This is a genomic window from Pseudoalteromonas sp. SW0106-04 (assembly GCF_001293805.1).
GTDB lineage: Bacteria > Pseudomonadota > Gammaproteobacteria > Enterobacterales > Alteromonadaceae > Pseudoalteromonas > Pseudoalteromonas ruthenica.
Window position 1 is genome coordinate 56,306 of record NZ_BCAI01000013.1, and the last position, 22,884, is coordinate 79,189.

Genomic DNA, 22,884 nt, shown 5'->3' on the forward strand with positions numbered 1-22,884 from the left:
TTTCCTCAAGTGCTTACAAAAGGAAGGGCTTGCGCCCTTCCTAGACTCGACTAAAGCTTAGTCTTTTTGTGCATTTTTAAATGCAGCAGCCATAGCGTTTTCGAACTGAGGCTCATCTGCCTTCAGTTTCTCAAGCGCTTCTTTCTCTTCAGCTTCGTAAATCGCTTTTACAGAAAGGCTGATAGCGCGGTTCTTACGATCTACGCCAACAAACTTCGCTTCGATTTCGTCGCCTTCAGAAGCAACTGCAGTTGCATCTTCTACACGCTCTTGAGCGATGTCTGCTACACGGATGTAACCTTCAACGCCTTCAGCAAGCTCAACTGTTGCACCTTTAGCATCAACAGCTGTCACTTTACCTTTAACAATAGCACCTTTTTTGTTTGCGTCTAGGTAGTTATTGAAAGGATCCGCTTCGATTTGCTTAACGCCTAGAGAGATACGCTCACGCTCTGGGTCAACTTGAAGAACGATAGCTGTGATCTCGTCACCTTTCTTGTATTCACGTACAGCTTCTTCGCCAGGCGTGTTCCAAGAAATATCAGATAGGTGTACAAGACCGTCGATGCCGCCTTCAAGACCGATGAAGATACCGAAGTCAGTGATTGACTTGATCTTACCAGTAACTTGGTCGCCTTTGTTGTTAAGACGCGCAAATTCCTGCCAAGGGTTCGCTTTACACTGCTTAAGACCTAGAGAAATACGACGACGCTCTTCGTCGATCTCTAGTACCATTACTTCAACAGTATCACCTAGTGATACCACTTTAGATGGGTGGATGTTCTTGTTAGTCCAATCCATCTCAGAAACGTGTACTAGACCTTCTACGCCTTCTTCGATTTCAACGAAGCAACCGTAGTCAGTTAGGTTAGTTACACGACCAGTTAGCTTAGCGCCTTCTGGGTAACGGTTAGCAATTTCTTGCCATGGATCTTCGCCAAGCTGCTTAAGACCTAAAGAAACACGTGTTTTCTCTTTGTCGAACTTAAGTACTTTAACGTTGATTTCGTCGCCAACATTTACGATTTCTGAAGGGTGCTTAACACGCTTCCACGCCATGTCAGTGATGTGTAGTAGACCGTCTACACCACCTAGATCTACGAACGCACCGTAATCGGTAAGGTTCTTAACGATACCTTTAACTTCTTGACCTTCAACAAGGTTAGCAAGTAGCTCTTCACGTTCAGCTGAGTTTTCAGACTCAATAACAGCACGACGTGAAACAACAACGTTGTTGCGCTTCTGGTCAAGCTTAATTACTTTGAACTCTAGCTCTTTACCTTCAAGGTGAGTGGTGTCACGTACTGGACGAACATCAACAAGTGAACCAGGTAGGAAGGCACGGATTGAATCTACTTCAACAGTGAAGCCGCCTTTAACCTTGCCATTGATAACACCAGTAACTGTTTCGTTTTCTTCACACGCTTTTTCAAGGCGAATCCACGCTTCGTGGCGCTTCGCTTTTTCACGAGAAAGAATAGTTTCACCGAAGCCGTCTTCGATAGCGTCTAGTGCTACATCTACTTCGTCACCAACGGCAACTTCTAGTTCACCAGCAGTATTTTTGAACTGCTCTGCAGGAATGGCACTTTCTGACTTTAGGCCAGCATCTACAAGAACGATGTTGTTCTCGATAGAAATTACGGTACCTTTTACGATTGAGCCCTGTTGAGCTTCAAAATCCTGTAGGCTTTCTTCAAATAACTGCGCAAAATTTTCTGACATACTTAATACGTCTCTATAAGTTAAATTCTCCACATCGCGTCACTGCTCAGCGGGGTTATTAGTAAAACATCAGCATCCTGCCAATGTGAAATAAATTAGTCTTTTATACTCGTATGCGGGAGTTTGCCGGCTAAGACCGCATCTTCTAAGATCTTATTAACCTGAGCGAACACCTGTTCGGCATTGAGCTGCGTTGTATCAACAGTGATAGCATCATCCGCTGGCACAAGGGGTGCCACGCTGCGATTCATATCACGTTCGTCACGTGCTTTAATGTCCTCGAGTAGACCACCTAGTGTAACATCCAGGCCACGCTCCTTCAACTCTTTAAAACGGCGCTCGGCGCGCTCTTCGGCACTGGCAGTGAGGTAAATTTTCACCTCGGCATCGGGGAATACCACCGTCCCCATATCTCGGCCATCGGCAATTAAGCCGTTTTCGCTGCGAAATGCGCGCTGACGGCGCAGTAATGCTTCGCGTACACGCGGCAACGCGGCAACTTTAGACGCCGCAGCGCCGACTTCTTCGTTGCGAATGCCATGGGTGACTTCTTCACCCTCAAGGATAATCTTGCTCGAGTCGGTCTCGTTATCAAATTCGAATTGCACATCCAAATTCGCCGCCAGAGGAACAAGAGCCTCTTCGCTATCTAGGGCTATTTGGTGGTGTAACGCGGCGAGCGCTAACACCCGGTAAATTGCACCACTATCAAGCACGTCCCAGCCTAATTTTTGTGCAAGTAAGCGACACACCGTACCCTTGCCTGAGCCACTTGGCCCATCAATGGTGATCACCGGCATTGATGCCTGCATTCAAACCTCCTGCATGCACAGCAAACATTAAAATCGGCGGTATTATACGCGAACTTTTCTGCAAATTCGCGTCATTACAGTAGTTTTTTAATATTGTTTTGTAACAGATCAAGTATCAGCCTGCTTGCGAAAAAGCGTAAACAGGCTGCAAAGGCTAGTACTGACTGACGTGTGACAGTGTATCAAAATAGGTAGGGAAAGTTTTCGCGGTGCAATTCGGGTCGTTAATAGTGACAGGCCACCCGCCCACAGCAACCAATGAAAAGCACATCGCGATACGATGGTCGTTGTAAGTATCGATGGCAACATCATTAATCTCTGCTACCGGGGTGATTTCGATATAGTCTTCGCCCTCTATGACCTCAGCGCCCAACTTTTTCAACTCGGTTGCCATTGCATGTAACCGGTCGGTTTCTTTGACTCGCCAATTATAGATATTACGAATTGCCGTTTTACCCTTTGCAAACAGTGCGACTGTTGCCAGGGTCATTGCTGCATCAGGGATCGCATTGGCGTCAATGTCCACGCCTTTGAGTGTACCTTTGCGCACAACCAACTTGGTATCATACCAATCAATGTCAGCCCCCACCTGCTGCATGACCTTCGCAAAGCCGATATCTCCTTGTACACTTTGCGAGCCAACACCATGAATGGTGATTTCACCGCCAGCAATGGCTGCCGCCGCAACAAAGTAAGATGCTGAGGAAGCGTCGCCTTCAACCATAATGCGTCCAGGGCTTTGGTATGTTTGTCCGCCTTTGACATAGAACCGCTGATAATTGTCATGTTCAACATGGACACCGAATTTCGCCATCACCCCAAGGGTGATATCTATATAGGGCTTAGAAACCAACTCGCCTTTAATGCTGATGTTGGTATCCCCCTGAAACAGCGGAGCGGCCATCAATAAAGCGGTCAGAAACTGACTGGAAATGCTGCCATCAATGCTTACTTCACCCCCACTGAGTCCTTGACCGTGAATCTCCAACGGCGGATAGTGGCGCTGTTTGCTGTAGTGAATATCGGCTCCCAGTGACTGTAGTGCATCCACTAAGTGACCAATCGGACGCTCTTCCATGCGCGGCTCGCCTGTGAGTGTGAAAGAGCCCGAAGTGGCTGCCAGCACCGCAGTCAGTGGTCGAAATGCGGTACCCGCGTTACCGAGAAACAAAGCATCATCTGGGGTATCCAGTTCACCGCCCCGCCCGTGCACCACAGCCTGTGTTTTATCATCGCTCAATTCAACCTTAACCCCTAAGGCCGAGAGCGCTGCAAGCATATGACGAATATCATCGCTGTCGAGCAGATTGGTCACTGTGGTGTTGCCCTGTGCGAGCGCAGCAAGCAATAAGATGCGGTTAGAAAGGCTTTTTGAGCCTGGGAGGGTGACCTCGCCATTGACGCCTTTAATTGGCGTTAATCGTAATGACTCCATCACCCATGCTCCTTGGCAAACTCATCCATAAAGGTCACTAGCGCTTCAATACCAGCGACCGGCATGGCGTTATAGATGCTCGCGCGCATTCCGCCAACAAAACGATGCCCTTCTAACGCCAGTAAGCCCGCTTGTTTAGACAGCGCTAAAAAGCGCTCGTTATGGCGCTCATCGTTCAACCAAAATGGTACATTCATCAATGAGCGGCAGGCTTTGTCCACTTTATTATTGTAAAACGATGAGCTATCGATGTAATCGTACAAGATTGCCGCTTTATTTTTATTATGGCGCTGCATGGCTGGAACACCACCATGCTCTTCAAGGTACTTAAACACCTCATCAGCCAGATACCAAGCGAAGGTCGGCGGCGTGTTATACATACTGCCCTGCTTGGCCTCCACCGCGTAATCCAATATTCCTGGGCGCGGCAAACCTTGACGTTCAAGCAGCGTCTTACGGACAATCACAATAGCAAGCCCTGACGGACCAATATTTTTTTGCGCACCAGCGTAAATAACATCAAAGTCATCAACATTGATTTCCCGCGATAGAATCATCGACGACATATCGGCCACGATAGGCGCACTAGGGTGGCGAGGCACATCAAATAATTCAACACCATCAATGGTTTCATTAGGGCAATAATGAATGTAGCTGGCTTTCTCAGGCAATGGCCATTGCGCCACCGGTGTGACGCCAAACTGACCATCACGGTCATCACGTACATTCAGCTCAACCACATCGGTGTACTTACGCGCTTCTGTCGCCGCGCCGTCAGACCAAATACCGGTATTAACATACACCGCTGGTGCATCGTCCAAATGCAGATTCATTGGCACAGCGGCAAATTGACCACGACCGCCACCATGCATAAAGAGCACAGCAAAATCATCGCTAATGTTCATTAACCGGCGCAAACGCGCCTCGCACTGTTGCGCCATAGTTAAGAACGGTTCAGCTCGGTGACTCACTTCCATCACCGATACTCCGAGATTTTGCCAATCTAAAAATTCACTCTGTGCCTTTTTCATAACCTCGGGTGGCAACATGGCAGGGCCTGCACAAAAGTTGTATACGCTCATTACTTCTATTTCCTCATTCCATATGCGTATGGATAACACCTAGGACGCTATGCACCACGATTAGGTGCTCGAGAGGTGTTATCAACAAATAAAAAAAGCGGCCGAAGCCGCTTTCATATACTAAGAGATTTACTCAGGCGTGTCATCGCCTGCAGTGGGTGCCTGTGAATTTTCTGGCACCTCATTTTGCTCTATGTCGACTAGGTCTTCATCATCGATTTCTTCGATACGTTGTAACCCAACCACAGCCTCACCGTCAATGGTGCGGATCAAAATGACCCCCTGCGTGTTACGGCCAACGCGAGACACTTCATTAACACGGGTACGTACTAAGGTGCCGCGATTAGAAATGATCATGATTTCATCATTGTCATCGACCTGCACCGCGCCGACCACCGGGCCATTACGCTCGCTCACTTTAATTGAGACCACGCCTTGTGTCGCTCGACTCTTAGCAGGATACTCTTCTAATGGTGTGCGTTTACCATAGCCATTTTCAGTCACGGTCAGGATAGCGCCGTCCCCTTGCGGTACAATTAACGATACCACTTTGACGTCGTCTGGCATCTTAATGCCACGAACACCTGTCGCAGTACGGCCCATAGGACGCAGAGCGAGCAGTTCTTCGCCCGTTTCAGGGTCACGTTTAACTTCACCCGTTTCAGCATCGCGTTGTTTCTCATTGAAACGCACTACTTTGCCGTGCTCGGTAAATAGCATGATGTCGTCTTCACCAGTGGTGATACGTGCACCGATTAGGCTATCCCCTTCATTCAGGTTAATCGCGATGATGCCGCTGGCGCGTTGACGGCTGTAGGCCGTCAGTGGCGTTTTCTTAACAACACCACTGGCGGTCGCCATAACAATAAACTTGTCTTCTTCGTATTCACGCACAGGTAATATCGTGGTGATACGTTCATCAGCTTCGAGCGGTAGCAAGTTAACAATCGGCTTACCACGCGCTGCGCGGCTGGCAAGTGGCAACTGATAGACTTTCAGCCAATACAAACGCCCTGCGCTGGAGAAGCATAAAATGGTGTCGTGGGTATTGGCAACCAGTAAGCGCTCGATGAAATCTTCATCTTTCATCTTCGTTGCCGACTTACCCTTACCGCCGCGACGCTGGGCCTCATAATCACTCAAAGGCTGGTACTTAACATAGCCTTCATGTGACAAGGTCACCACCACATCTTCTTCGTTGATTAAATCTTCTAAGCTGATGTCGTGCGCCGCAGCACTGATTTCAGTACGACGTTCATCGCCATAGGTGTCTTTAATCAATACTAACTCGTCACGGATCACTTCCATCAACCGTTCAGGTGAACCGAGGATATGTAACAACTCAGCGATAAGCTCAAGTAGCTCTTGGTATTCATCAAGGATCTTACCGTGCTCTAGGCCTGTCAGCTTATGTAAGCGCAGCTCCAAAATAGCCTGAGCTTGGGGCTCTGATAGATAGTATTGACCATCGCGAATACCTAGGCCATCAGCAAGCCAGTCTGGGCGCGCAGCATCATCACCGGCTTTTTCCAGCATGGCTTTTACATTGCCGAGCTCCCACGGGCGAGATACTAACGCTTCTTTCGCCTCGGCCGGTGTTGGCGACTTTCGGATCAGCTCAATGACCGGGTCGATATTCGCCAAAGCAATAGCAAGACCTTCAAGGGTGTGTGCACGGTCACGGGCTTTACGTAAATCGTATACAGTCCGGCGAGTGACCACCTCGCGACGATGCAGAATAAAGGCTTCGAGCATCTCTTTGAGGTTGAAACAACGCGGCTGATTGCCATCTAGGGCAACCATATTCATGCCAAACACTGTTTGCATTTGCGTTTGTGCGTACAGGTTATTGAGGATGACTTCGCCGACTTCGCCTCGTTTTACCTCGATAACAATGCGCATGCCGTCTTTATCAGACTCATCGCGCAGCGCACTGATCCCTTCAATCTTCTTGTCTTTAACCAGTTCGGCGATTTTTTCAATCAAGCGCGCTTTGTTAACCTGGTACGGGATTTCATGGACAACGATGGTTTCGCGACCGGTTTTTTCATCCACTTCGACATCAGCACGAGCGCGGATATAAATCTTACCACGGCCGGTTTTGTAGGCCTGCTCAATGCCCTTTTTACCATTGATAATGGCTGCAGTAGGGAAATCAGGACCAGGAATGTAGTCCATCAATTCTTCAATCGTGGTTTCCGGCTCTTTAATAAGCGCCAAACAACCATTGATCACTTCGGTGAGGTTGTGCGGCGGAATGTTAGTGGCCATACCGACGGCAATACCCGAAGAGCCGTTGACCAGTAAGTTAGGCACTTTAGTCGGCAACACATCTGGGATTTGCTCGGTGCCGTCGTAGTTCGGAACGAAGTCTACAGTCTCTTTTTCTAAATCAGCCAGTAGTTCTTGTGATAGCTTTGCCATACGTACTTCGGTGTAACGCATCGCCGCCGCTGAGTCACCATCTACCGAGCCAAAGTTACCTTGACCATCAACAAGCATGTAACGCAAGGAGAATGGCTGCGCCATACGTACGATGGTGTCGTACACTGCACTGTCGCCATGGGGGTGGTATTTACCAATTACATCACCGACTACACGAGCCGATTTTTTATAGGGTTTATTCCAGTCATTGCGGAGTTCATTCATGGCGAACAACACACGACGGTGAACAGGCTTAAGCCCATCACGCACATCGGGAAGCGCACGCCCTACGATTACACTCATGGCGTAATCGAGGTAGGAATTTTTTAACTCATCTTCAATATTAACCGGAAGGACTTCGTTGGCGAGATCAGTCATTGATTCCACTTTCCTTCTTCATTGACAGCCTCCGTCCCCAACAAAGTGAAGGAGAATCAGCGACTGTCATTTGTCGTTATTATCTGCGTTCATGCTATCACATTATTTTTGATTTTACAGGCGCTAAATCTTTGCGATTTGCGAAAATCCCCCCGTATAATGGCCTCATAAACACGAGGAAGTTTTATATGACCGAACATCAAAATGTAGACCACAGTGAAATAGCTAAATTTGAAGCCATTGCCGAACGTTGGTGGGATTTCGACGGCGAATTCAAACCACTGCACGATATCAACCCTCTGCGACTGGATTTCATCGCCCAGCACGCACAAGGACTGGCGCAGAAGCGGGCCGTGGATATAGGCTGCGGAGGCGGAATTTTAGCTGAGAGCATGGCCAAGCTTGGCGCCCAAGTCACGGGAATTGATATGGGCCAAGAGCCGCTAAATGTCGCCAAGCTGCACGCGCTGGAGTCTGGGGTAAAAGTGGATTATCAGTTAAGCACTGCCGAGGCATTTAGCGAGCACCACAGTGAACAGTTTGATGTGGTCACTTGTATGGAAATGCTTGAGCATGTGCCTGAGCCCGAGTCGGCTATTGCCGCCGCCGCCCGCCTCGCTAAACCAGGAGCAAACGTGTATTTCTCTACGCTCAATAAAACCACTAAAGCCTATTTGCTGGCAATAGTGGGCGCGGAGAAGGTGCTAAAAATGGTTCCTGAAGGCACGCACGACCATAGTAAGTTTATTCGCCCCTCGCAACTTATAACGTGGGCTGAGCAACAGGGACTCAAAGTGCGTCACAGCGCCGGCTTAAGTTATAACCCGCTGACAAAACAATTTACCCTTAATAACGACGTTAGCGTTAACTATTTATTGCACTTCGAAAAATTGCTGTGATCGAAAATGATCCGCGCATTGTATTGGCAAATTCGCGGATGACGAATACACTATATCTGGTGGCTTGTTAATTTTTGAACACCAGATATAGTGATTTAAAATGATCGTCACGAATACAATTTAAGCGTATTGATGATAAAAAAATCAGTCGCTATCGGTACAAAAATTTCGTTTAAATTGTTTTTTTTGGCGTTGATTTTCATCTAAATACAGCTTTAAAAATGCTATAAGGTTAACGATCACTAACCCCTTGTAGTTATCCACAGATTGTCAAGGTATGCGCCTCTTGCAAAAGCATCGCTACCCCACTATCTTGTGAGTCGCTGTGATGAAAACACCATATATAGTGTTTAAATCTTGGCCAATTAGGCCGTGCTTTAATCTGCTGTACTCATAAATAGGTGATAGCGAAGCACTATCCTGGCAGTAAAGTAACATCCGCTGATGTAAATACGGGCGGCAACACGTATTTCTCAGCCGTGCGCTAAGACAACTAATTATAAATACGGGCAATAACTATGAACCAACAGCTATCTGTTAGTAAACGCGACGGACGTAAGGAAGCGCTGGATTTAGATAAAATCCATCGCGTTATTACTTGGGCGGCAGAAGGTCTGAATAATGTATCTGTCTCACAAGTTGAACTTAAGTCCCATATTCAGTTCTATGACGGTATCCGCACCGAAGACATTCATGAGACAATCATTAAGTCAGCAGCAGATCTGATCTCAAAAGACACTCCTGACTATCAGTTTTTGGCAGCTCGCCTTGCTATCTTCCATCTAAGAAAGAAAGCTTATGGCCAATTTGAGCCACCGAAGCTGTATGACCACGTAGTTAAGCTCGTTGAAGATAAACGCTACGATCAACATTTACTCACTGATTACACTCAGTCTGAGTTCGAGCAAATGGATGCCTTTATTGATCATAGCCGAGACTTAAACTTCAGCTACGCCGCAGTAAAGCAGTTGGAAGGTAAATACCTAGTCCAAAACCGTGTGACTGGCGACATTTACGAGAGCGCGCAATTTTTATATGTATTAGTGGCTGCCAGCTTATTCTCTGAATACCCAAAAGAAACGCGTCTTGACTATGTTAAGCGCTTTTACGATGCCGTTTCTACATTCAAAATTTCGTTGCCAACACCGATTATGTCGGGTGTGCGCACACCGACTCGTCAATTTAGCTCATGCGTACTGATTGAGTGTGACGATAGCCTAGATTCCATTAACGCGACCTCTTCTGCAATCGTTAAATACGTATCACAGCGGGCCGGTATTGGTATTAACGCCGGACGCATTCGTGCCCTAGGCAGCCCAATCCGTAACGGTGAAGCCTACCATACAGGTTGTATCCCATTTTATAAGCACTTCCAAACGGCAGTAAAAAGCTGCTCTCAAGGTGGGGTGCGCGGCGGCGCAGCCACACTCTTCTACCCACTGTGGCACTTGGAAGTGGAAAATCTGCTGGTCTTGAAGAATAACCGAGGTGTCGATGACAACCGGGTACGCCATCTAGATTATGGTGTGCAGTTTAATAAACTGATGTATACCCGACTCATTAAAGACGGCCACATTACCTTGTTCAGTCCATCGGATGTGCCAGGCTTGTACGATGCCTTTTTCGAAGACCAAGAAAAGTTCGAACAGCTATATGTGCAGTACGAACAAGACGAGAGTATTCGCAAAAAACGTATCAAGGCCATTGAGCTGTTTTCGATGTTTTTGCAAGAGCGTGCCAGCACTGGGCGCATCTATCTGCAAAACGTGGATCACTGTAATACTCACAGCCCGTTCGATGCGAAAGTCGCGCCTATTCGCCAATCTAATTTATGTTTAGAAATCGCGCTGCCGACTAAGCCGATGAATAATGTTATGGACGAAGAAGGCGAAATTGCCTTGTGTACGCTATCGGCATTTAACCTCGGTGCTATCAATTCACTCGACGAGCTCGAAGAGCTGGCCGAACTAGGTGTCCGCGCCCTTGATAGCCTGTTGGATTACCAAGAGTACCCTGTTCCTGCTGCGTATAACGCCACCATGGGCCGTCGTACTTTGGGTATTGGCGTCATTAACTTTGCCTATTACTTAGCTAAAAATGGCAAACGTTATTCCGATGGCAGTGCCAACGCGCTAACACACAAAACTTTTGAGGCGATTCAATATTACTTAATGAAAGCGTCAAATGAGTTAGCGAAAGAAAAAGGCGCTTGTCCTAAGTTTAACGAAACAACCTATGCTCAAGGCATTATGCCTATCGATACTTATAAGAAGGATCTCGATAGTGTATGTGACGAGCCGTTACACCTTGATTGGGATGGTCTACGCGAAAGCATTAAAACCCATGGTATGCGTAACTCGACGCTATCAGCGTTAATGCCTTCTGAGACATCATCGCAGATTTCTAATGCCACGAACGGCATCGAGCCGCCGCGTGGGCACATCAGCGTTAAAGCATCCAAAGACGGTATTTTGAAGCAGGTAGTGCCTGAATATGAGCGTTTGAAAGAGCAGTACGAGTTACTTTGGGATATCCCTTCTAACGATGGCTACCTGCAACTTGTTGGCATTATGCAGAAGTTCGTTGATCAAACGATTTCAGCCAATACCAACTATGATCCAAACAAGTTCGAAGGCGGTAAAGTACCTATGAAGTTACTGCTTAAAGACTTATTGACCGCGTACAAGCTGGGTGTCAAAACGTTGTACTACCATAACACTCGTGATGGTGCAGCTGACTCGCAAGACGAGCTTAAGCCAGAACAAGCCGATGACGGCTGTGAAGGCGGCGCGTGTAAAATATAATTACAGCATGCGGCTGTGTACAGCCGCATTCCTTTGTTGTTCTACCAAGTAGATTGAGACCCCACGACTATGTCATACACCACTTTTAGCCGTAATCATAACGACCAATTAAAAGAACCGATGTTTTTTGGGCAAACGGTGAATGTGTCACGTTACGACCAGCAGAAGTACCCTATTTTTGAGAAGTTAATTGAAAAGCAACTGTCTTTCTTTTGGCGCCCGGAAGAAGTGGATGTCAGCAAAGACCGTGTTGATTTTCAATCCTTGCCCGATCATGAACGTCACATTTTCTTGAGTAACCTGAAATACCAAACCCTGCTAGACAGTGTTCAAGGACGCTCACCCAACGTTGCCTTGCTACCTATCGTGTCGCTGCCTGAGTTGGAAACCTGGATAGAAACATGGGCGTTCAGTGAAACCATCCACAGCCGCTCATACACTCATATCATTCGCAATGTAACGCAATCCCCTGAGCTTATTTTTGATGACATTGTCACCAATGAAAAAATCAATGAACGTGCCGACGCGGTGACTCGTTACTATGATGACTTAATCCACTTAACATCAATTTATAACCTGTACGGCGAAGGTCAGCACACCGTTAACGGCGATGTCATTGATGTGAGCCTGTACGAGCTTAAAAAACGTTTGTACTTAGCGATGATGTCGGTGAATATTCTTGAAGCCATTCGCTTCTATGTGTCGTTTGCATGCTCGTTTGCGTTTGCAGAGCGTGAGCTGATGGAAGGCAATGCAAAAATCATTAAGCTTATCGCTCGTGATGAAGCCTTGCACCTCTCTGGTACGCAGCACATGCTCAATATTATGCAAGAAGGTAAGGACGACCCGCAAATGGCAGAGGTAGCAGCCGAGTGCCGCGAACAAGCCATTGCGATGTTCGTCGATGCCGCGCAACAAGAGAAAGAGTGGGCTGAATATCTCTTCAAAGATGGCTCTATGATAGGCCTCAACAAAGACATTCTCTGTCAGTACGTTGAGTACATTACCAATGTGCGTATGAGCGCGGTGGGCTTGCCAACTCAATTTGAAACTCAAAGCAATCCGATCCCATGGATCAATGCTTGGTTGGTATCTGATAACGTGCAAGTCGCTCCGCAAGAAGCGGAAATCAGCTCTTACTTAGTTGGCCAAATCGATTCGCAAGTGGATGCTAACGATTTTGGTGACTTTGACCTTTAATATAAGTGGGGCCTCTTTGGCCCCTACTCTTCCTCATCGTGTCTAACAAACCCGCTATCATCACACTTAATGGCCAGGCCTTGCTTCACCCAGAGCAGAGCCCCAGCTTGTTACATAGCCTAGAAAGCCAAGGTGTCGATGCGCCATATCAATGCCGTGAAGGGTTTTGCGGCGCTTGTCGAGCCAAGCTATGTCAAGGCAGCGTGGTGTATCGCCACGAGCCGCTTGCTTTTATTCGTGATGGTGAAATATTACTGTGTTGCTCCACCCCTGAAGGCGACATTGCAATCAGTTTTGACGACTAAAACCAACTCACCTGCAGAGCTGAACGAACAAATACATCATTGGCAGTAATGCTGATTTCATCACTGTCAACACTCACATGCCATGCCAAAGAGCGCGCCAACATGGCCTCTAAGCGCGCAATAAAAGCGTTTTCGATAGCAATTAGCTCAACTCGCTGATGTGCTAGTAACCAGTGCTGTAGCTCACTATCAACTGGCATTACGGTGATCACATATAATTGTTGAGCCTCACGATACAGTTTATTTAAGACCTTAATATCACCTGTAAACACTTCGATAACCAGCTCATAATCATCGAAATCATTTTTGGCATAAACATCACGCTGTGGTTTTTCACGGGCGTCACATAACCTAAGGTCATGGCGATAAGCAAATAAGCAAAATCCAAGCAGTCGTAGGATAAAGTGATGTAGGGATTCGTTATCTCGCCGCGCGGTTGTAAAATGCTCATTCAATTGGCAGTGATGAACGTTGTCATTAATTGTAAAGTGTGCTTTAAACACCCTTCCTTTATCGCTCATAAGTCCCGCTTCCTGATCCTTGATACTTAGTAAGTATAGAGCAAGGCGCAGGGTAACAAGGAATAAACTCGAGGTTATAGTATAACATTGTTGAGTTTATTGATTTGCTAATGTTATATTATAGCCAATGTCAGTAACTGGAAGTATTCTTATGTTCAAACCTGCGCCTCTTTCTCTCACTATTGCCGCGCTATTGAGTGCGCCCAATGCGCTCGCGGGCACTGTGACCGGAACCGTTATCGACCCTCAACAACAACCAATCGAGAACGTTATTGTCCACTACCATGGTAAACAGCAAAGCGTTCGTACCAATGCCAATGGTGAGTTTTCAATCACCCTAGATGCAGCGGGCGAGCTACATTTCAGTAAAGACGACTATATTGATAAGCGCGTGGCGGTCAATGAGCAAGACCAGACTGTTCAAGTCAACCTCACCCCCTCCGCAATTGAAACCGTTGTTGTTTACGCTTCGGGACTGGATAAAAATAACCTCGATATGGTATCGCCAGTATCTGTGCTGAGCGGCGATGCACTGCGTGATAGCGCGCAACCAACATTGGGTGAGACCCTCAAAGGGATCCCGGGCATTAACGCCAGTTATTTCGGCCCTGTTGCATCGAGCCCTATCATTCGCGGTTTAGATGGCCCGCGTGTAAAGATCACTCAAAATGGTTTAGACAGCAGTGATGCCTCTCGCGTCGGTCCGGATCATGCTGTGACTACCGAGTCTATTGCTGCTGAGCAAATAGAAGTACTTCGTGGCCCAGCGACTTTGTTGTATGGCTCTGGTGCTATCGGTGGTGTAGTGAACGTCGTTGATAACCGTATCCCCACCGATCGTATTGAAGGTTACGAAGGAGCTGCTGAATACAGCCATGATACCGTATCGACTACCAACACCTATGCGGGTATGTTTGCAGCGGGTCACGATGGTTTTAATGTGCATGTCGATGGCACTGACCGTGTTGGTCATGATTATGAAACTCCACGTTTTTATACCCAAGAGCATGAGGGCGAATTAGAGGCCCACGATAAAGTGGATAATACCTTTATCGATAGTGCGACGGTAAATTTAGGCACCAGTTACGTTGCTGATCATTGGACCCTTGGTTTGTCTTATGGCCGTATTGAGAGCGACTACGGAATTCCAGCCCACTCTCATGACCATCACGCTCATGAAGAGCACGGACACGATGAACATGGCCATGAAGACCATGGACACGATGAACATGGCCATGAAGACCATGGACACGAAGATGAGCATGACGGTCACGATGAACATGCCGGCGAAGAGCAAGCCCACAATGTATTTGCGCGCGTTGAGCAAGACCGCTGGCAAGCGTTAGCAAGTTACTCATTCCACGACAGTATCATAGAAACACTGAGCGTTCGCGCAGGTTACACAGACTACCGACACGCTGAAGTGGAAGAGCAGACAATCGGTACCTTATTCGAAAATACCACCCATGAAGCACGCATCAATGCCAAGCATCGCGTTGGTCAATGGCACGGTACATTGGGCTATCACTACACAGACTCTGACTATGCAGCTTCGGGTGCCGAAGCCTTTACACCTGCGACAGAAACGCAAGTACACGCCCTGTACTTGCTGGAAGAGCGTGAATTTGGTGACTGGACATTAGAGCTTGGTGCTCGCGTCGAAGATTACCGTTTGTCTAGCGACATAGCTGGTACATCAGAGCATGAAGATGAACATGAAGATCATGGCCATGAACAAGAGCATCATGATGAGCATCTTGAAGACGCAGAGCTTATCGCTTACGAGTATGATGAAACCAACCTAAGTTTTTCATTAGGTGGGATTTGGCAGTACCAAGAAGGTTACAGTTTAGCTGTCAGTTTATCTCATTCTGAGCGTGCTCCGCTCACGGCTGAGCTGCTATCTAATGGTGAGCATATCGCAACATCAACTTACGAGTTAGGTCTTGCTTATGATATAGAAGACGGTGAAGCACACTTTAACGGCCAAAATGTGCAACAAGAAGTGGCAAACAACATCGATGTCAGCTGGCGTAAATACATCGGTGATTTTGGCGTTAACCTCAGTGTATTCTATAACGACGTTGAAAACTTCTATTATCAACAAGATACTGGCTTGGTATATGAGCATGATGAAGGCTTCATTGCTGCACAGCTTGGCGATGAAGACGCCATGACAGTGTATCAATATCAGTCTCAAGACGCCGAACTTTATGGCTTCGAGTTAGATATGCACTACCAAATTAGCCAGCAATGGCGTATCAAGGGCTTTGCCGACTCGGTCAGCGCAAAACTCGATAACGGAGAGTATATTCCTCGTATTCCTGCCGCCAAGCTTGGCACCCAGCTTGATTACACGCTACAAAATTGGGACTTAGCACTTAAAGCCACGCACTATCTCGAGCAAGATGATATTGCCGCCTCTGAGACGGTCACCGACGCTTATACCTTAGTTGATTTCACCGTTGACTATAACTTCGCTGTGGGGTCGTTTGATGGCGTGGCTTACATGCAATTAAATAACCTGACTGATGAGCTTGGCTTTGTTCATAGCTCCTTTATAAAAGAGCAAGCCCCGTTACCTGGCCGTAATCTGCGTCTCGGTATTCGCGCTTACTTCTAATTCGGTTAGACATAAAAAAGCCCGCAAATGCGGGCTTTTTTATGTTTGTAACCTTAACCGTGTTTACGGCGCCAGCCTAGCAGTGGTAACGCCAATAAAGCGAGCCAACCTAGACTTCCACTTTGACGCTCGTAGGTTTCTGCAGCCTCAGGTGGACACTCTTCAACCTCACCGCCGGCGATAGGAGTGAGTTTCACTGGTTTGGCTACACTCTCGTATAGCGTCTCTCCATCACTATCGACCTCCACTTCACCGAAAGAATTCAACTTAGGTTCGGTTTTAGTAGCAACACCATAAATGATGTTGTCATCATCAATGGCCGTTGCTTCAGCGAAGGTATATGGATAATTGCTTTCACCATCCACGTCGTAGCATGGCAATAAATCGTTAATATTGGCGATTTTGTCATCACCTAAGGTGTAGATGAAGCCTTCACGACGACGACTGCCTGAGTTAACAACATCGACTTCACCTTCGCCGACAATGACGCCCTGCTCGTTTATGTCACGGCCCACTGAGCTTGAACTGGTAAAGTAGTCTGTAGGGAACACTGTGGTGCCCGTTTCAATGTTATGGTAGAAGAACTTGGTCGTGCGTCGCCCTTCGATGTTTTTGGTGGCATAGCCGGTGACGATGCCATTATCAGTAATCGCCGTTGCCTTACCAGAGTACCAATCATCTTCTTGGTCGATGATTTCTAGTACTTCACCATCTTTAAACAGGGCTGGCAGGGTATTAATGCGATTATCGTTGTTATTATCACGAATATGTGAATAACCAACGGCAATTCCTTGAGCATTAACGGCCAACGCCGTAGAGACGAATGCACTGTTTTCGTCTTCTTCAATGCTCAACCCTAAACCAAGGTTCTTCGTATCAACCACATTTAAATCTGCATCCAAGGTCCACAGCGTGGCTCGTCGGTCATACAAACCGTTGCGGGTATTGCTGGCGCTGCGATTTTCGATTTCCCAAACGCACACCGCAACCGGCTCATCTTCACCGTCGCAGCGATCGTCATAGTTCTCTTGGCGATCTTCAGGCACCCCAGTTGAACTGTCACCAACCACATAGTAACCGCCATCAGGGCGCATAACGATATCATTCGCAGTCCCTTGACCGCCGTATAAATCACTGATCACTGGCAAGGTGACAACAGTGCCATCGACACCGACAACCACCCCGCGAGAGCGAAAATCGCGCACAAAATAGGTTTGCGCCTCATCATCGCCACTCGGCGTGAATTCTATTTGCTCATAAGGTGCTGATGACCACCCTGCGCGCACCCCATCTTCACTAATAGCGTTATATAAGTTAGCGACGCTGCGCGTCAAACCGTCGTAATGATCGCTTTGCTGGTCTAATAACACCTGCTCTGTTGCTGGGCTCGGTGTAAAGTTTACAGCCACGCTATCAGCAATTTTCTGCCAGTTGGCATCGCTGTTAACACTCGACGTTGATAGGAAGCTGAGCATAAAACGATGCGCATCAGCATTGAGGTTACCTGCTTCGATATCGTCCAAAGTAAAGGTAATTTCTTTATCAATGGCTTCGAACTGACTACGCTCCCAATCATCGTATGCGTTGGTGATCTGGCTATCTCTAAAGTCTATGTAACTAACATCGATTGGAAGATTGTATACGCCACGAGCTTGGCCAATAACCTCGCCATTATTATTAGCATCAGTAACATAATGGTGTTTCGCAATATCTAAGGTACTCAGCTCCTCCACCTGATAAACGGCACCATGGACATGGGCGCTCAAGCCGGTAAGGATGCTCAATGCGACTAAGGATTTTTTCATGTTCTTCCCTACTACTGATTTTGTAATTCTTCGAGTTCTTCCCAACGGGCGAACGCAGCTTCAAGCTTCGACTCAAGCTCGGCTAATTGGTTCAATTTAGCGCTGGTAGTTTCGTTATCTTGCTTAAAAAAGTCACTACTATTGACCTCTTGTTGCAATGTGTCAATAGCTTGCTCAAACTGTTCCACCTGCTCAGGTAAAGTTTCGAGTTCGCGCTTATGCTTATAAGACAGCTTATTACTGGATTTAGGCTTGCTAGTTTTGCTCTGCCCTTGTTGCTGCTCGGCCTCGGCACTGGCTTTACGCTGCGCCTCTAATGCCGCCAACTGTTGGGCGCGATAAGCTTCATAATCGCTGTAACCGCCCACCACTTCGGTAATTTTACCATTGCCGTCAAATCCCCATACGCTGGAGCAGGTGTTATCGATAAACTCCCGGTCGTGACTAACAATCAACACCGTGCCTTGATATTGGTTAACAATATCTTCTAATAGCTCGAGTGTTTCAATATCAAGGTCGTTAGTTGGCTCATCGAGCACTAATACATTCGATGGCTGCAAGAAAATTTTCGCTAGTAACAGGCGGTTCTTTTCTCCTCCAGAGAGGGCCTTCACTGGCGTGCGAGCGCGCTTAGGGGGGAATAGAAAATCTTGCAAGTAACCCAGAACATGGCGTGAGCGCCCGCCTACATTGACTTCCTGCTTACCGTCCGCGACGTTGTCTTGCACGCTTGCCTCTTCATCAAGCTTGGCACGGTATTGGTCAAAATAAGCTATTTCTAAATTAACGCCTTGTTTAAGTTGTCCTTTGGTGCTTTGCAACTGCCCAAACAGTAGCTTCAACAAGGTCGTTTTGCCGACCCCATTAGGGCCGACGAGGCCAACACGGTCACCACGCATCAATAACGTGGAAAAGTCATCGACGATGACTTTATCACCAAAGGCATGGCATAAATGCTTTGCCTCGGCAACTAACTTGCCTGAACGTGCTGCGGTTTCGATATTTAAATCAACTTTGCCGACTTGCTCTACCCGTTGTTTACGCTCTTGTCGCAGTGCTTTAAGCGCGCGTACGCGGCCTTCGTTACGGGTGCGTCGCGCCTTAATGCCTTGGCGGATCCACGCTTCTTCTTCTGCCAGCTTTTTATCAAACTCGGCGTTTTGCTGTTCTTGCACTTTTAAATCGTGGGCTTTGCGCTCTAGGTAAGTTGCATAATCCCCTGGGTATGAGACCAACTGGCCACGATCAAGATCTAGAATGCGGGTTGCTAAGGCACGGATAAAGGCACGGTCATGCGAGATAAAGATAATCGCGCCTTTAAACTCTTTCAAAAATTGCTCTAGCCACTTAACCGATGCGACATCCAGGTGGTTCGTAGGCTCATCCAATAGCAGTAAATCGGGTTCACCAACCAGGGCCTTCGCCAGCGCCACTTTTCGCAGCCACCCTCCTGAAAGAGTGGCTAATTGCGCATCTGCATCTAATTCTAATTGCCCCAGTACGAGCTTAATCTTGGAATCAAATCGCCAGCCATCTTGGGCTTCAATATCGGCAGAAATACTTGCCAGACGCGACAATGCTTTTTCATCATCGGCATGCTCAGCAAGCTGTGCGTTTAAGGCATGAAACTCTTTAAGTAATTTAGCTACGGTGGGCAGGCCATCGGCCACATAGTCGAATACGCTGCCCTCACTATCACGGGGTGGATCTTGCTCTAGGCGCGCGATTTTAAGCTCACCGACCTGATTAATGTCACCATCATCAAGGATTACATCACCGCTCAGGACTTTTAAAAAAGTCGATTTTCCCGCGCCGTTACGGCCAACGACACACACACGCTCGCCCTGCTCAATAACGGCATTGGCACCGTCAAGTAACGGGTGGGTTCCATAGGCCAACTGGCCGTTTGTTATTCTAATAAGGTCCATACTGCTCTATTAATTGATTGATTGCCTGCTGGTCAAAAGGCCACCCCAGCTCGGCCTCGGGTCGATGTGCCAACGCCATAACGGGAATACGCACTTGGTAGGCGCTCAGCCATTCGGGATCATCGATGATGTCACGCAATTCAATAGCACTGACTTGTGGATGCTGCGCCAACATTGCTTGCGCCTGCTCACACAGGTGACACCCCTCGGTGTGATATAACACCACCTTAGCCACGGCGAATAACCCAGGCATTGTGAATATGTTTGTTACGAGCAAAATCTGCAGACTGCGTCTGCGCGGTGATATTTTCAACACGCAAGCCTTGTAAAGCCAAGGCGTCTTCGTCCATCTTAAAACCACGTTTATTGTTCGAAAACACTAGGGTGCCATTTTTAGCCAATAACTTAGCTGTGTCTACCAATAGGCTGACATGGTCACGCTGTACATCAAAACTTTCCTTCATGCGTTTTGAGTTTGAAAAGGTTGGCGGGTCGAGAAAAATCACATCGTACTCACCGCGCGTACGTTTTATCCACTCTAAACAATTGCCATGCTCAAAACGATAGCGCGGGCTCTTTAATTTATTCAATGCGAAGTTACGCTGCGCCCATTGTAGATAGGTTTTCGACATATCCACGGTGGTCACTGATTTAGCTCCGCCCAGCGCCGCTTGCACCGAGGCAGTGCCTGTATAGGCAAATAGGTTCAGTACCCGTTGATCTTTGGCGATATCGCGAATGTACTTACGTGCTAAACGGTGATCGAGGAAAATACCGGTATCAAGATAGTCATATAAATTCACCTCAAATAGCGCGCCATACTCGCTGATCACTTGGGTGCGACCTTGATTCGCTTGCGCTTGGTATTGACTGTCACCTTTTTGCCGCTGTCGCACTTTCAAGGCAACATTAGCTGGCGCCAGCGACAGCGTCTCACAGGTTAACATCAATACATCCTGCAGACGTTTCTGGGCGACGCCCTCATCGATATTCTTCGGCGCAGCATACTCGTAGATCACCGCGCTGTCTGGATAGACGTCCACGGCAACATTGTATTCAGGAATATCGGCATCATAAATACGATAAGCTGTGATTTTCTCTTGCTTGAGCCACTTTTTCAGACCTTGGCGGTTCTTTTTCAGGCGATTGGCAAAGGCCACCGACTGCTCAAAATGCAACGGTGTTTTATCGCCTTTGTGCCCTTGGGTCTGTTCTTCGGTAATGTCGTACAGTGCCAATACCGTATCGATGGGGCCATTTTTAAACTTGTATTGCTTGTGCTTAACTAATTTAAACAGCTTGAATAGTTCTGCATCACTCACTAGCAAAGCGCTGCGCCAGTGGCAAAAGCCCTGTTTGAGTTGATGACCCAGCTGGCGATACAGGGCCAAAATTTCGGCCATCGATCCCAAGCGTTCACCGTAAGGTAAGTTCGCAATGACCACACCAGGGCGTTTACACGGCGCCTTCATATTGGCCAAGTCACCGGTGTCAAAATCGATATACTCAGCGACTTCGGCGCGCGCAGCATTGTCTTTAGCCTTAGCAATGACGTTGGAATTAATATCATGACCAATCAGCCAAGGTTTAGCGCTGTCGTTAATCTCATCGCGCAGCGATTGCTTTAATTCTTTAAATTTGACCGCTCGGTGACTGGGTAAACGTTCAAAGGCAAACTGCTCACGTTGCAAACCCGGAGCAATGTTTTTTGCCATTAGCGCCGCTTCAATGAGTAAGGTGCCAGAGCCACAGGTGGGATCAAACAGCGGTTGCGTGGTGTCATCTAGCCAGCCACTGCGCATAATCAACGCGGCCGCTAGGTTTTCCTTTAAGGGAGCTTTACCCTGAGCGCTACGGTATCCACGCTGTGAAAGACGAGGACCTGAATAATCAATGTGCAAAGTCAGCTTATCACGATTAAGCTTTGCCACCACGCGCACGTCAGGGTGCTCTTTGCTGACATTTGGGCGGCGCTCATATAAGTCATGGAAGTAATCACAAATTGCGTCTTTAATAACAAGGCCACCAAACTGACTATTTTTCAGCTGGCGGTTAGTGCCATTAAACTCCACGGCAAAAGACTGATCCGGCCCAAAATACTCTTGCCAAGGCTGAAAGCGGGCAAAATTATATAACGCGGTTTTGTCTTCAACACCACTGCCCTGTTGCAATTGCAGCATGACCCGAGTAGCAAGGCGCGTCGTTAAACAAATGCGTTGAGCAGTAAGGCTATCAGCACTGAACTCCACCGCGCCAACACGCTGTTTTTGTACTTCGGCGCCAAGCGCGCTGAGCTCTTGCTCGAGTAACTGTTCAATGCCTATGGAAGTAAGGGCAACAAATTGCAAAGTGACTATCCTATCTCGTAAATTCGCCGAGATTGTATCATAGCCGAGGAAGGTTAAGCGCGCTTTTGTTGGTTCTGAGCGGATAAAATAGGATGAATTCGGTTGTTCAGTACCTTGATAACCTCAAACTGTTTGAGGCTAAGATTTTCATCAAGTGCGAAGTGTGGTTCCAAGCACAAACAAACACTGGCGCCATCGGCACAATCAACAATGAGAAACTGGCCGCTTTGGCACTGAGAAGTCAGGCTAACAATGGCTTCTTGATTGATATCTCGCCCGGTGTATGGCGCAAAAAACCAACTTTTAGCGAGCACAGGCTTGAGATAGTGTTTTACCGCTGTGGCGTTAAGTGCTATCTGACAAATCTGCGCATCGCTCCACAGATTAAAAGTACTCAAATACTCACCCACTTGCTTATAAAAGTCGGCGTCAAGGAGGTTAAATTGGGGCTCACTCAAGGCTTCATCTGTCAGTTGGCGCGGCTTATAGGGCGTGCAAAACTGCATCTCTCCCATATCGAGCACTAAGCGATTTTGCTCACTCGAGATTTGCCATTGCCAATGTCGTTGTGCCTGTAACATGTTGCCCTCTAAAT

At 47.5% G+C, this 22,884-nt stretch carries 16 protein-coding genes; 5 read left to right on the top strand and 11 right to left on the bottom strand.

What is annotated here, in order from left to right:
- Nucleotides 1-57: 57 nt before the first annotated feature.
- From rpsA to gyrA, 5 genes are all read right to left on the bottom strand, one after another.
- Nucleotides 58-1,725, bottom strand: a complete 1,668-nt coding sequence (rpsA, locus tag W04_RS14500) for a 30S ribosomal protein S1 (protein ID WP_022943836.1) — start codon at nt 1,723-1,725, stop codon at nt 58-60.
- Nucleotides 1,726-1,820: 95 nt separating this feature from the next.
- The gene (cmk, locus tag W04_RS14505; protein WP_045978732.1) at nt 1,821-2,537 is read right to left on the bottom strand and encodes a (d)CMP kinase; all 717 of its coding nucleotides are present in this window, start codon (nt 2,535-2,537) and stop codon (nt 1,821-1,823) included.
- Nucleotides 2,538-2,691: 154 nt separating this feature from the next.
- Nucleotides 2,692-3,972, bottom strand: coding sequence for a 3-phosphoshikimate 1-carboxyvinyltransferase (aroA, locus tag W04_RS14510; RefSeq protein ID WP_053911323.1), 1,281 nt, complete (start codon nt 3,970-3,972; stop codon nt 2,692-2,694).
- Nucleotides 3,972-5,054, bottom strand: a complete 1,083-nt coding sequence (gene serC, locus W04_RS14515) for a 3-phosphoserine/phosphohydroxythreonine transaminase (protein ID WP_045978730.1) — start codon at nt 5,052-5,054, stop codon at nt 3,972-3,974. Before serC ends, aroA begins: the two co-directional genes overlap by 1 nt.
- 129 nt (nt 5,055-5,183) lie before the next feature.
- Nucleotides 5,184-7,856, bottom strand: coding sequence for a DNA gyrase subunit A (gene gyrA, locus W04_RS14520; RefSeq protein WP_022943832.1), 2,673 nt, complete (start codon nt 7,854-7,856; stop codon nt 5,184-5,186).
- A gap of 188 nt (nt 7,857-8,044) precedes the next feature.
- Here gyrA and ubiG point away from each other — a divergent pair, with 188 nt between their 5' ends.
- The 4 genes from ubiG to yfaE all read left to right on the top strand — a co-directional run bounded on the left by ubiG (nt 8,045) and on the right by yfaE (nt 13,064).
- Nucleotides 8,045-8,755 (top strand): bifunctional 2-polyprenyl-6-hydroxyphenol methylase/3-demethylubiquinol 3-O-methyltransferase UbiG, encoded by a 711-nt coding sequence (gene ubiG / locus W04_RS14525; RefSeq protein ID WP_053911324.1) that lies wholly within the window; start codon nt 8,045-8,047, stop codon nt 8,753-8,755.
- 518 nt (nt 8,756-9,273) lie between these two features.
- On the top strand, nt 9,274-11,559 hold the full coding sequence (gene nrdA / locus W04_RS14530; protein ID WP_053911325.1) for a class 1a ribonucleoside-diphosphate reductase subunit alpha: 2,286 nt from the start codon (nt 9,274-9,276) through the stop codon (nt 11,557-11,559).
- A gap of 69 nt (nt 11,560-11,628) precedes the next feature.
- On the top strand, nt 11,629-12,759 hold the full coding sequence (nrdB, locus tag W04_RS14535; protein WP_053911326.1) for a class Ia ribonucleoside-diphosphate reductase subunit beta: 1,131 nt from the start codon (nt 11,629-11,631) through the stop codon (nt 12,757-12,759).
- 38 nt (nt 12,760-12,797) lie between these two features.
- Nucleotides 12,798-13,064 (top strand): class I ribonucleotide reductase maintenance protein YfaE, encoded by a 267-nt coding sequence (gene yfaE / locus W04_RS14540; protein ID WP_082342253.1) that lies wholly within the window; start codon nt 12,798-12,800, stop codon nt 13,062-13,064.
- Here yfaE and W04_RS14545 read toward each other — a convergent pair.
- Entirely contained in the window at nt 13,061-13,585 is a 525-nt protein-coding gene (locus tag W04_RS14545; protein WP_053911327.1) for a YaeQ family protein, read from the bottom strand. The genes yfaE and W04_RS14545 overlap by 4 nt on opposite strands.
- A gap of 151 nt (nt 13,586-13,736) precedes the next feature.
- Between W04_RS14545 and W04_RS14550 the strand changes: the two genes are divergently transcribed.
- A complete protein-coding gene (locus W04_RS14550) occupies nt 13,737-16,208 on the top strand; it encodes a TonB-dependent receptor domain-containing protein (protein WP_053911328.1) in 2,472 nt (823 codons plus the stop codon).
- A gap of 53 nt (nt 16,209-16,261) precedes the next feature.
- On the opposite strand, the gene W04_RS14555 is transcribed toward W04_RS14550, so the two are convergent.
- Genes W04_RS14555 through W04_RS14575 form a run of 5 tightly spaced genes read right to left on the bottom strand, consistent with a single transcriptional unit; the run spans nt 16,262 to nt 22,870 of the window.
- Nucleotides 16,262-18,013: a DUF3466 family protein gene (locus tag W04_RS14555; protein ID WP_053911329.1), complete on the bottom strand. Its 1,752-nt coding sequence runs from the start codon at nt 18,011-18,013 to the stop codon at nt 16,262-16,264.
- 11 nt (nt 18,014-18,024) lie between these two features.
- Nucleotides 18,025-19,941: an ABC transporter ATP-binding protein gene (locus W04_RS14560; protein WP_053911330.1), complete on the bottom strand. Its 1,917-nt coding sequence runs from the start codon at nt 19,939-19,941 to the stop codon at nt 18,025-18,027.
- On the bottom strand, nt 19,928-20,194 hold the full coding sequence (locus W04_RS14565; protein WP_053911331.1) for a glutaredoxin family protein: 267 nt from the start codon (nt 20,192-20,194) through the stop codon (nt 19,928-19,930). Before W04_RS14565 ends, W04_RS14560 begins: the two co-directional genes overlap by 14 nt.
- Nucleotides 20,169-22,289: a bifunctional 23S rRNA (guanine(2069)-N(7))-methyltransferase RlmK/23S rRNA (guanine(2445)-N(2))-methyltransferase RlmL gene (gene rlmKL, locus W04_RS14570; RefSeq protein ID WP_053911334.1), complete on the bottom strand. Its 2,121-nt coding sequence runs from the start codon at nt 22,287-22,289 to the stop codon at nt 20,169-20,171. Before rlmKL ends, W04_RS14565 begins: the two co-directional genes overlap by 26 nt.
- A 53-nt stretch (nt 22,290-22,342) precedes the next feature.
- Nucleotides 22,343-22,870, bottom strand: coding sequence for a cell division protein ZapC domain-containing protein (locus W04_RS14575; protein ID WP_053911335.1), 528 nt, complete (start codon nt 22,868-22,870; stop codon nt 22,343-22,345).
- Nucleotides 22,871-22,884: the final 14 nt, after the last annotated feature.